This window comes from Vibrio sp. YT-19(2023) (assembly GCF_033337395.1).
In genome coordinates, this window is sequence record NZ_JAWOQN010000060.1 from 1 (window position 1) to 11,059 (window position 11,059).

The 11,059-nt window shown below is 41.5% G+C and carries 6 protein-coding genes and 3 pseudogenes; 5 read left to right on the plus strand and 4 right to left on the minus strand.

All coding sequences use genetic code 11. The annotated features are described in order from the left end of the window. Positions 1-538: 538 nt before the first annotated feature. From R7E78_RS23415 to R7E78_RS23425, 3 genes and pseudogenes are all read right to left on the minus strand, one after another. The gene (locus R7E78_RS23415; RefSeq protein ID WP_041157130.1) at positions 539-1,510 is read right to left on the minus strand and encodes a hypothetical protein; all 972 of its coding nucleotides are present in this window, start codon (positions 1,508-1,510) and stop codon (positions 539-541) included. A gap of 205 nt (positions 1,511-1,715) precedes the next feature. Continuing rightward, positions 1,716-2,305: pseudogene (locus R7E78_RS23420) on the minus strand (recombinase family protein). A gap of 621 nt (positions 2,306-2,926) precedes the next feature. After that, complete coding sequence (locus tag R7E78_RS23425; protein ID WP_318058290.1) at positions 2,927-3,214, minus strand: hypothetical protein; 288 nt, start codon at positions 3,212-3,214, stop codon at positions 2,927-2,929. Positions 3,215-4,001: 787 nt separating this feature from the next. Between R7E78_RS23425 and abiEi the strand changes: the two genes are divergently transcribed. After that, complete coding sequence (gene abiEi / locus R7E78_RS23430; RefSeq protein WP_318058291.1) at positions 4,002-4,541, plus strand: type IV toxin-antitoxin system AbiEi family antitoxin; 540 nt, start codon at positions 4,002-4,004, stop codon at positions 4,539-4,541. Positions 4,542-4,700: 159 nt separating this feature from the next. Here abiEi and ltrA read toward each other — a convergent pair whose 3' ends face one another. Further along, the gene (gene ltrA / locus R7E78_RS23435) at positions 4,701-6,005 is read right to left on the minus strand and encodes a group II intron reverse transcriptase/maturase (RefSeq protein ID WP_318058292.1); all 1,305 of its coding nucleotides are present in this window, start codon (positions 6,003-6,005) and stop codon (positions 4,701-4,703) included. Positions 6,006-6,731: 726 nt separating this feature from the next. Here ltrA and R7E78_RS23440 point away from each other — a divergent pair. The 4 genes and pseudogenes from R7E78_RS23440 to R7E78_RS23455 all read left to right on the plus strand — a co-directional run. Continuing rightward, a pseudogene (locus R7E78_RS23440) lies at positions 6,732-8,343 on the plus strand (IS1634 family transposase). Between the two features lie 323 nt (positions 8,344-8,666). Continuing rightward, entirely contained in the window at positions 8,667-9,053 is a 387-nt protein-coding gene (locus R7E78_RS23445) for a transcriptional regulator (RefSeq protein WP_318058293.1), read from the plus strand. Between the two features lie 621 nt (positions 9,054-9,674). After that, positions 9,675-10,463 carry a metallophosphoesterase gene (locus tag R7E78_RS23450; protein ID WP_318058294.1) on the plus strand — a complete coding sequence of 263 codons (789 nt, stop codon included), beginning with the start codon at positions 9,675-9,677 and terminating at the stop codon, positions 10,461-10,463. A gap of 322 nt (positions 10,464-10,785) precedes the next feature. After that, a pseudogene (locus R7E78_RS23455) lies at positions 10,786-10,983 on the plus strand (AAA family ATPase); the annotation flags it as partial. Positions 10,984-11,059: the final 76 nt, after the last annotated feature.

Below are 11,059 nucleotides of genomic sequence, written 5' to 3' on the forward strand. Positions count from 1 at the left end.
AAACTCAGTATATTGTATAAAAGTCGCTCAACTTTAGGAGGTTTGGTTTCTCGTCTGAATTACGCAACAAAGCCATGTGCATAAGGGAGCGAACATGAGCCTATATAATATAACTAACAAAAACCTCACCGCACTGACGCCGACCAATGGAGCCTAAGTAATATCACTCGATTGATTCACTTTGCAGAGCAAAGTGGCATGGTTGTAGAAAAAGCAGGCTGATTCAGCTACCCAAAGTCGCAAGTAACAATCTTTGAGGAGAACATCGTTCTCCTCGAAGGATTTTTTATTTGTTAATCAAATACTCAATCTTTAGGTTTTGATAATTTAAGCGAGAACAATGTTCTCGCAGTATCAATAGCAAGCTCACCAATCCCCAGTTACATCAACTCGTTACTCAGAGAACATTGATCTTCCACACAGTTTTTTTATTGATTAATCAAATACCCACTCTTTACTATTTTAAGATTGGGATAAGAATACTGTTCCAAGTACAGTTCAGTGCACTATCGAGATGGTTGCTCATATCAAAAAGGTGTTACTTAAAAGCTAGCGTGAGATAAGGCAATACATACGCTTTGAGCTTAGACTCTATCTGTTCCACTGTTTTTAGTTGCTCTGGTAGAACATTGTTCATAGGAGTTTCAACATCTATCACAGTGACTAATCCACTCGCTCGTGGCACCGTTTTTTTCGTTACCACTACCAGTGCTTCGGCTTTACTTTCAACGGTATCGAGTGCGCTTAATAGAGCGTCACATTGAGATATTTGCGGTGTGTAACGAATCAGAAATCGGGTAGGGTTTATTGGGCTTACGAACACTTCCCGAGCAAGCTCTGCTGTTTCGTGGTAAAAGTATCGTTCGACTACATCTCCAATTGCTACCTTCCAACCTTGTTGAATTGCCGCAGTCGTTGTCGGCATCCAAAATTTAGAGAAATTCTCTCTTTGTGCTCTAGGCGCATTGCGTGTCAGATCGCCAATCACTGGGTGAGCAGGAACAAATCCCATGCTCTTAAAACCATCTCGTAATTCTTTGACGATTGGATTGGAGTCTTCGCATAACAAAGGGTAAATATCACGCCACAAATAATGAGTTTTTTCTATCGGAGATAGATACTTAGAATGGCTCATAACTTGGCATGAAGGCGGCAGTAACTCAGAGCGAATATAAATCACGTGATCAACAGGCAGTTGTAGATATCGCTCCAATTGAAAGAGGTTGCCACTCTCAACATTACCGATCGTTTCGGCTGCGTCGAGTTTATTCTCACAGAGAGCAATTGAACCATCATTTAATATCAGACGCATGTCTGGTCGGCATCCTGGATAGATAACTTGTGTTTCGACCTTGCTGATCAACCTGCTATCTTGGTCTCCAAATATCAACCTAACAAATGCTCGATTGAAACGTTCTGAAGACCTTAACGCAGCAGCGAAGAATTCAGTTAAGTGATCCTCTTTTGCTACCGTTAGTTTTTGAGTATTGATGAATAAGCCCACAAGCATCCCTTTCTGTCAGCGTCGTTTCCTAACAAAAAGGTTATCCGATTTTCCAGTCAGAACAATGTTCTTGTATCAAATATCAGCGTGATATCTTAGTAGCCTTACGTTAAGGAAGAACAAGGTTCTTACAATATCGTTTAAACCTCTTCGCTAATAACTACTACTGACTGGTAGATCTCCACCTCTCGGTATCATGGAACATTGTTCTTCATTGAATACTTTCAGTTAACCGCTTGTTCCAATGTCGCTTGACCGTGGGGACGGAGATGCCTAGAGCATGAGCTGTTTTGGATTGGCTCAGTCCCCTTGATCTACATTCTTGAACTTTTTGAGTTGTACTGATGGCTTCTGGTCGTCCAATCCGCTTACCCTCAGATTTAGCTCTGGCCTGCCCTTCCAATGTTCGCTCCCGAATACGGTTTCGCTCAAATTCAGCAAATGCTGAGAACATTTGCAGCATCAATCGTCCCTCCGCTGAGCTTAGATCAGCGGTTGGCAGATCTAGAGATATTGGCGTTACACCTTTTCTAACAGCATACTGATCGTATGCTGAACATCGATGTTATCTCTTCCAAGTCGATCAAGCTTTAGTACCACCAGTTTGTCCCCAGGCTCTAGTTTATGCTCAATCAACATTTTGAACTCACGTCGTTCTGTTGCAGGCACACTACCAGAAACTGTTTCATGTACAATTCGGTGTTCTTGAATATCGTAGCCAGCATTTCTGATAGCTAAGATCTGATTTGACACAGTTTGCTCACTAGTCGATACACGACAATAAGCGAATGTCCGTCCCATACTATCCACTACTCACTCCTTTTGGCATCACAATTGGTATCATCAATCGATTGGGTGTCATAAAAATCCGAACACTACTTTATGAGACCGTAAACACTTCATTCCCGTCTGGTATCAGAAAACGGATGCTTGTTGATACTACAGATATATTTACATCTCGCTAAAGTTGACTACTTAAGTCGATAATTTTGACAAAGTAATTTTGCCTTAAGAAAACCTAGAAAATAAATGAACATCCGTGAGTAACAAACATTACTCTAAATTTAATTCATCTATAATAAAAACAAGGTTAGTATTAATTTTACTTAGCAATAAAATTAACACATAAAAATAAATTTTATTTTATTAATTTTTCATGTTATAACGGTTATAACTATTATAGAGTTATAATTCTAATATAACGTTAGATTTTAAAAAAGTGAAGATTAAGCCAAATTAAGCTTAATTTATTACAAGAATTCTTCTGCCACTACTGGCACTTTCAATGCCAGCGTTGGCACATTGATTGCCAATCTTAGCAAATTCACTTGCCACCCGCTTTAATAACGGAATTTTCAAGGCTTTCACCACTTGCCTAACGTAATTCAACAGGCTTTAACGTTGTGCAAAAAAAGAACAATGTTAGAACACGTTGAATGTCTCATTTTTTCTTGACTTATAACGATTACAACCATATAGACCAGGAACTCGACATTCTTTCTTTTCTTTAATAAATTGTCTTTTTGAATGAAATTGGGGAACACTGTTCTTTTCATCTAAATTAATAGAATTTGCTCTACGCAATGCTTCTTCATCTGAAATGTCGTTATAAACGACTTGAAATCTATTCGACTTAGTTTCACGTTCTTCTTTTGTAGATAGACAACTCATTTCACGATTACGTTTAGAATAAACCAAAACTTGAGACATATCGACAATCCTTTTGATATATAGATAAATTCAATGGCTATTATATTTATCAAGTAATATTATCTTTGTAAAGGACCTTTAATCACTATTTTAAAAATCACATTAACATTTAATTATTAAATAAAAACCGTTTGTTTTTTTAATTATTAAATTAGAAAAATAATAATTAGTTAAACTTCTACCTAAAAATGAAAAAGATCAGATTCTGGGCTATTAGTGTTGCGATTTCTCTCCTCAAAGAACCACATATTCATCACTATGAATTCTCGGTTAGGATCCTAACCGAGAATGAGCATCGGAGTCTGGCCGCGATTAGTGATTCTATTTCCCAAGCCTCATAGCAACCGCATTCATCACTACAAATTCCGAGTTAGGATCCTAACCGAAAATACACATCGGAATCTGGCTACGATTAGTGCTTCGGTTTCCCTAGCCTCATAGCAACCACGTCCATCACTACAAATTCCAAGTTAGGATCCTAACCAAGAATGAATATCGGAATCTGGCTGCGCTTAGTACAGCTATTTCCCCTAGTCTCAAAGTAACCATATTCATCCCAAAAATTCCGAGTTAGGATCCTAACCGAGAATAGAGAACAGATTCTTACTACTATTTGTGATGCTATCCCCCTCCTCAAAGAATCATATTCATCATCATAAATTCCAAGTTAGGATCCTAACTCGGAAACACCAATCAGGGATCTCTAAGGGTATTCGCGATCACCATTCGTTATCTTCAATCACAAGTGGACAAAAATATATGTCATACTTACTTTTTGTGACTACTTATGAGCATTGACGTGAAGATTGAGACTGCATTAGAACGACTGCATAACTTTGACAGGCAAGGTATACACGTTTACCGAAAAAGTGACCTCAGAAGGTTATTTTTTGATGATTCACTTACTGCATTCCAGCAAAGCTTGCTACGTTTAGTCAAAGCGGGAGTACTAGAGCGGGTGTGCAACGGTGTTTATGTATTCTCATACAGTCGTCACAAGGGCGGTTATACTATTGAATATATTGCTAAATGCTTGCGACGAGGAGAGTACAACTATATCTCTCTAGAATCGGCACTCTCAGAATACAGTGTCATTTCACAAGTGATGGTCGATCGAATTACTATCATGACAACAGGGCGTAAAGGGGAGTTTAGAACTCCCTACGGCGTTATCGAGTTCACACATACGAAACGTGATGATATTGACATTATCAGCAATACCATATCTTCAGATCGGCCCCTTCTGATTGCGAAGAAAGAAACAGCACTTCGTGATCTAAAAAGAGTTGGAAGAAACACACACTTGTTAGTGATGAATAATGATTAAGGCAGATTTGGGTACTCCCCAAAAACCGCACAACTCACTTTTGGACACAAATCATTTATAATGTAGAGTAGGTCACTGGCTTCGGCACAACCCTTATCCAGCAACCCCTCTTCAATTCCGTGCATGAGGTTTTCCCTCACACGGCTTTCACATAAATGTTCACCTGCTCACCTTCGCAGTTTTCATCTTCGTCGGTTGTAGATACACAAGACCTGCCTTGTGTAACTTATTCCATGCATCTTGCGCAAGATACAGGCTCCGACGTTGACTTCGGCTTCTTGACCATCGATAAAAGCGTGCCACCAAAAACCAATCCATCTTGAAGAAGACCTGTCGAGGATAACCTACTTTGCCAAAGTAATTCTTCCAGCCTCTTACTACTCTATTAACCCGCTCAACGAGCTGATCTAGGGTCAGAGACGTTCTATGCTTCACTATGCTTCGCAACTTATCCTTATACTTCTTTTGGCTCTTCTTCGATGGATAGATCTTTACGTAGTTGGTGTGCTGGATGAAACCCACTATGTACTTGAAAGTGAACCCTAAGAAGTCAAATTCATTTCCTACTTGGGTCATATCTACGATGTGAGTTTTATCTTCATTGAGCTTTAGTCCTTCCTGCTCCAGCTCATTCTTTATCCAGTCCTGTTGGGCTGAATTGAATGGCGTTTTCGACAGGATAACAAAGTCATCTGCATAAGAAATTATCTTGCATGGTGTCTTTGTCGCAATCTTCCGACAAAAGTCATTTAGGTAAATGTTTGCCAATAGTGGCGAAATCACCCCGCCTTGAGGCGTACCGATAGGGTTTCCCACTATTCGGCTCTTTCCTTTTGCTGTTGGCTCACTTATCGGCGCTTTGAGGAATAGCTTAATCAGTCTTAGTACTGCCCTATCCGTCACTTTAGACCTTACCTTATCCAGTAATCGTGAATGCGGTATAGTGTCGAAAAACTTTGATAGGTCAGCATCATAGACTTGCTGATACCCTTGTTTTAGATAGCCATTAATGCATATCACTGCGTCTTGTGCACTGCGCTTAGGTCTGTAACCGTAGCTATTACAGTGGAAGTGAGGCTCGAAGACTGGACTTAGCACAAGCGTGCATGCCATTTGTACAATGCGATCTCTGATACTTGGTATGCCCAAATTTCGAGTCTTACCATTGTCTTTTGGTATTTGCACTCTCTTGACCGGCAGAGGTCTGTACCTGCCTTCTACCAGCTCCGCTCTTAATGTTTTGATCAACTTACCAGACGTTTCAATGCTATTTAAGTCCTCAAATCTGACACCATCGACTCCCGCCGCCCCTTTGTTTGCTTTACACAAATAGAAGGCATCCCACAGGATGTCGAAACGACAAATTTTGTCATACAGACTATAAAATGCTTGGTCTGGCTCCTGCTTTGAGCGCAGGTAAAGTTTTCGCTGAAATTCTCGAACTTTATTTGAAGTGCTAGCCATTCGGCAATCTCCTGCTGAAATTTCTTTAAAAACGTCATTTATGTCTGGGCCCCTTCCCTAGATGAGGTTATGTTGTCCTCATCATCTTCGGTACTATGGGCTCATCCGACTGCCTATTGTGTATACACTGAGAATTTCGAGGTCCCCTCTTATATCTCTGCGCTGGGGCGCGACTCCCACAGCAATAGGCTCTCCCACGTTTACTCAACATCCTTCAATGCATGCCATCTTGTATTACACCGGGAAACCACACAGTTGCCTTCGCTAGTTGCTTCACTGTATGTGGCAGGGTTCGTATAGACGGAGCGACTCCCCATTTCCACTTGCGTGACGATGCTTAACCAAGTTCGCTTAATGCTACGGCCTACATTGCGTCTCAACGATTTCTCGTCTTTGTCACTGGGCTTCATATCATGTTGTTGCCATCATGTATGCCAGTCAGACTTCTAGGTGAACTAGCAATTTCCTAGGTAGGGACTTTGCACCCTACTGGACTTAACCCATTGTTTAGGTTAACGTTCTGGGCTTATTATGCCATTTAATCGCTTGGCTGCGTCTCTTGCCCAGAGCAGTGTTGAGCACCTCGTGGCGCTCCCGTCATTCCGCAGCCAATTTCAGAATTAAAACAATGTTATCCAGTGATCGTTTACAAATGTTAGTGCGACAGACCTCTTGACCGCGATCCCCAGTTTTGATCTATTACTGTTATTTAACAGTCACTTTATTATGTCTGCTGCTCAACCTGTCATTAAACGCCTAGACCACTTAGGGCTAATTGCTGCTTTCTGTCATGAAATCGGTTTACCAGGCATTATTGATCGCGTCATTCCTAAGTACTCGGATCACAATGTTTCACATGGCGATGCTGTCTTAGCAATGATTCTTAATGGCCTTGGCTTTCACAGTAGAACGCTGCATATGTTCTCTGACTTCTTCGAGACAAAGCCTGTTGCCAAGTTGCTCGCTAAAGACATTGAAGCGCACCATTTAACTGACGATGTACTCGGACGTACTTTAGATGCTTTATATGAAGCAGATGTCTCCGCACTTTATCAAGCGATTGCGGAGCATGTCGTTGATAAGCTAGGACTTAAAACAGACTCTGTCCACCTTGATATCACTAGCTTCCATGTCGATGGTGAATACGCCCAAGACGAAGATCTTAATGCCATCAAGCTGGTAAAAGGCTACAGCCGAGACCACCGTCCAGAGCTAAACCAAGTGGTCCTTGAGCTGATTTGTGAAAACCAGCAGGCCTACCTGTTTACATGCAAGCGCTTAGTGGCAACACCAACGATGCTAAGGCATTCTCAGAGGTCACTAAACGGCATATTCATTGCCTGAGGCAGCTCAAAACAGTCGCTACTTCATCGCCGATGCCGCTCTATACACCGAAGAAAGCATTCGTTCACTTGATGAGCAACAACAGAAGTTTATTACGCGTGTTCCAATGACCATTAAATCAGCCAAAGAAGCCTTAATGAACCTTGAGCCAGAGCATCTGAGCCGCATCGGCAATGGTTACTCGGGTTGCTGGGTTGACGCTGATTATGGCTCGGTATCTCAGAAGTGGCTGTTGATTCATAGTGAACAAGCAACCAAGCGAGAACAGGTAACGTTTTATAAGAATTTAGACAAAAATATCATCAAAGAGCAGAGAGCGCTGGGCCAACTAATGAAAAAGAAGTTTGCTTGCGCAGTGGATGCCGAGCAAGCAATGGGCGACTTCGCCAGCCAGTGTCATTTGCTTGGCTTTGCACAATCAACCATCGTTAAGGAGCCAATCTATTCAGGTCGTGGTCGGCCGAAGAAAGACGAAAAGCCAACGGGATACCACTATTTGATAGATGCTACTCCTTATACCGATCTAGAAAAAGTGAAACTGGCCAAGCTTAAAGTAGGTATGTTTATTCTCGCCACTAACGATACTGACGGCCTCGATCTCACAATGGCTGCATTGCTTGATCATTACAAGTCTCAGCAGAAGGTTGAGCGCGGCTTTCGCTTTTTGAAAAGCCCTGAGTTCTTAACATCATCAATTTTCCTGAAGAAACCTCAGCGAATCGAGGCATTACTGATGATCATGGCGCTTAGTCTACTCGTTTACGCAAGCCTAGAGCACAAAGTCCGAGAGAGTCTCACTACGACCGAAGAATTCTTTCCTAGCATGGTGAAGAACAAGACGACAACTAAACCGACGGCACGTTGGGTATTCTTAAAATTCGAAGGTATCGACACACTCGAATTTGGCGGCCAAAGCTTCATAACGGGTGTTCAAGAGCATCAGACTCGGCTGCTTAAGCTTCTTGGTGTATTGTATGAAGCGGTTTATTCCTAAATTGGCTGCGGAATCTCGGATAGAATTTATTCAAACGTTAAGTATGGAAACTCATTAGGGGCGCAAACAAGTCATAGTTGGTGCTCAAAATCTGTGATCAAAATCGTGCACTTCGGATAAGTTGAATTGTATAAAACCAAGTAAACGAGTCTAACCGAAGCATGTCTATAAAGTCGGTGGCTATTCAGATATCGTTGTTTCTCTTGACCTCTCTGTCATGAAAATGGCGTCCATTCGCATAGCGAATATAACTATCCACTTTTTCTTTCAGAACAGCGTCGTATACACTAGGGTTCCGTTACTTCATTCTGAGAAGGATACCCATGAAAGCTCGCATTGGGGTTGCATCGGAAGATCTCATTCGTAGGCATATGATTAGTGTGGCCGCAGGCAACATTAGCCATAACAAGCATCTACCGACGCTTTGGTTCACGTCACTAAATGAAGCCTCAAAGCTACTGTGTAATGAGAATATCGAACTAATGCTGCTGATCAATAGAGAAAAGCCTGAAAGTCTCGCTGAGCTTGCGGAGATTAGCGGTCATCATATCCGCGAACTCTCACGAACACTCGACGACTTATCATCAAAAGGATTCATCCAGTTCGAGGAAAAAGGCAGTGCTTGCTGTCCTATTGCTGTATTTACTGACTTTGAGATTATTCTCGGCAAAGAATTAGAGAATACACTGCAAGAAGGCTATCTTGCATGATACCCACCACTCGTTGCTGCGGCGCATGCCGCTTAAAAAGCACAGCTTTATGCTGTGCAGCCTCAAAATAGGGGTTATTCTAATACTTTACGTCGAGGTCAACCTGCTCGTCACCAATGTTCTCTTTTAGCTCCTCTGCGGGTGCTTCAGTTACTTCAAACTACCTCGCCTGTGTTGGTAGAGGCAATGTGATCAAGCAAGTCAAGAAGTCCATTTAGCGTAACCTTACTATCCTTTGATTCGGCTTACTCGTTATCACTTCTTGTAGCCTTAGCCTCGTTCTTCATATCAGCCTCGCTCATAAAAATGCCTGTCGTACACACGGCTGTAGCACAATTACACTCTCGCCAGCCTCTGAGAAGTTTCCTCAGCAAAAAATCTTAACTGTTTACAATAAAAACGATTAATTTCAGATAGTTATAAACCACTAAGATTTAGACACTAAAAGTTAGTGTCTAAGTCTTAGTGCCGAAAAATCAAACAAAGCGTCCAATCATTGTCTTCCATAGAAGTTTCACTTTAAGCTACTGGTGTTAAAATACTTAGCGTATGTGCTCACTTCTCTAATCTAAAAAACCCCTGTACCATGGAGCAGTCAACCAACTTTAAGGTCATGATAGTTTGAAGTTTTACGTTGTTTCCGATCTGCATCTCGACATTCACGGAATACGCCGTGATTTCTGGTATAGCTTCGATAACGAAGCCACTTTAGTCGTTGCAGGTGACACAGCGAACGGCCTCTCATGCATGGCGTATGTGAAGAATGTACTTTGTCGCCACTTTAAGACTGTGATAATGATTGCAGGAAACCATGAATGGTATAGCAATAAGAGTAAATCCTACCGCCATAGAAGTACGCCCGTTGGGTGCATATCTAGTGCTAACTCTGACGTTCTCAAAGATTCTACCGTATTAGCCAAGCTTAAGGCTCATAGTGATACAACTGAAAACCTGTTCTTTTTGAATAATGAGTCAATATACTTAGATGGATATAGCATTTATGGCGGAACTCTTTGGTTTCCTATTCACACATACTCGTCTGCGCTGATTGATGCGTACTCAGAACTGATGAATGATACAAAGTACATCAGCCATCAAATGATTGAAGAACAGTACAAAGCATTCATTAACAACTTTCCAGAGAAAGTTGATATAGCAATATCTCACCACCTTCCATCTAAAGAAGCTTTTGCTTTCGAGCAAAATGCCAGCAGCGATTATGCTCCGTATTATCATGCAGGGTTGAGTAATGAGTTGATCTCAAGAGCTAGGTATTGGGTTGCAGGGCATCAACATGATGCTGTAGAGAAAGTGATCGCTGACGGTAGTACCACATTCATTTCTAACCCCAAGGGTTCTGTCAGCTTATTAACTAGTGGATTACTTACTAATAAAGCTTATTACCTATAAGAGCTAGACAGCAAGAAACTTCGGCATCTGAAAGTCCGTTAGGGCTTTCTCGCTGCGATCATTGATCACCTTGCCAAGCAACCAATCAGAAATGATGCATAGGTTCATCACCTCCCTTCATAATCCCAGCACTATCATTCGCACAAACACAAACACAAACACAAACACAAACACAAACACAAACACAAACAACACTTTTACGCGCATAAAAACGCTATTCAATACATTTTTATGCGCGTTAAAATGTTTTCACTTGCATTTTATTGCGCATTTTTGTGTAATAAACAATCAACCAGATAAGCAATTTAACTGAGGTGGCTAGATGAAAAGAACACTACTTGAGAACCTACTCACCTGGAAAGACAAGCCAACAAGGAAGCCTTTGCTGATTGACGGTGCTAGACAAACTGGTAAAACATTCCTATTACAGGAACTATTAGGAAGTACATTCGAAAATGTCATAAGAATCGATTTCCTAGAAAGCCCTGAGTTAATGGAAGCTTTTTCAGGCTCTCTAAACGGCTTTGTTGCGTAATTCGATGGAACTAAATCAAGAAGCTACGATCTGAGCGGTTACGCCCATCAATCGTCGTAGC

Excerpts from the sequence above, each read along its gene's own strand:
- R7E78_RS23415 (WP_041157130.1), bottom strand. The coding sequence starts at position 1,510 with ATGCTTGTGGGCTTATTCATCAATACTCAAAAACTAACGGTAGCAAAA.
- abiEi (WP_318058291.1), top strand. The coding sequence starts at position 4,002 with ATGAGCATTGACGTGAAGATTGAGACTGCATTAGAACGACTGCATAAC.
- ltrA (WP_318058292.1), bottom strand. The coding sequence starts at position 6,005 with ATGGCTAGCACTTCAAATAAAGTTCGAGAATTTCAGCGAAAACTTTAC.
- R7E78_RS23425 (WP_318058290.1), bottom strand. The coding sequence starts at position 3,214 with ATGTCTCAAGTTTTGGTTTATTCTAAACGTAATCGTGAAATGAGTTGT.
- R7E78_RS23445 (WP_318058293.1), top strand. The coding sequence starts at position 8,667 with ATGAAAGCTCGCATTGGGGTTGCATCGGAAGATCTCATTCGTAGGCAT.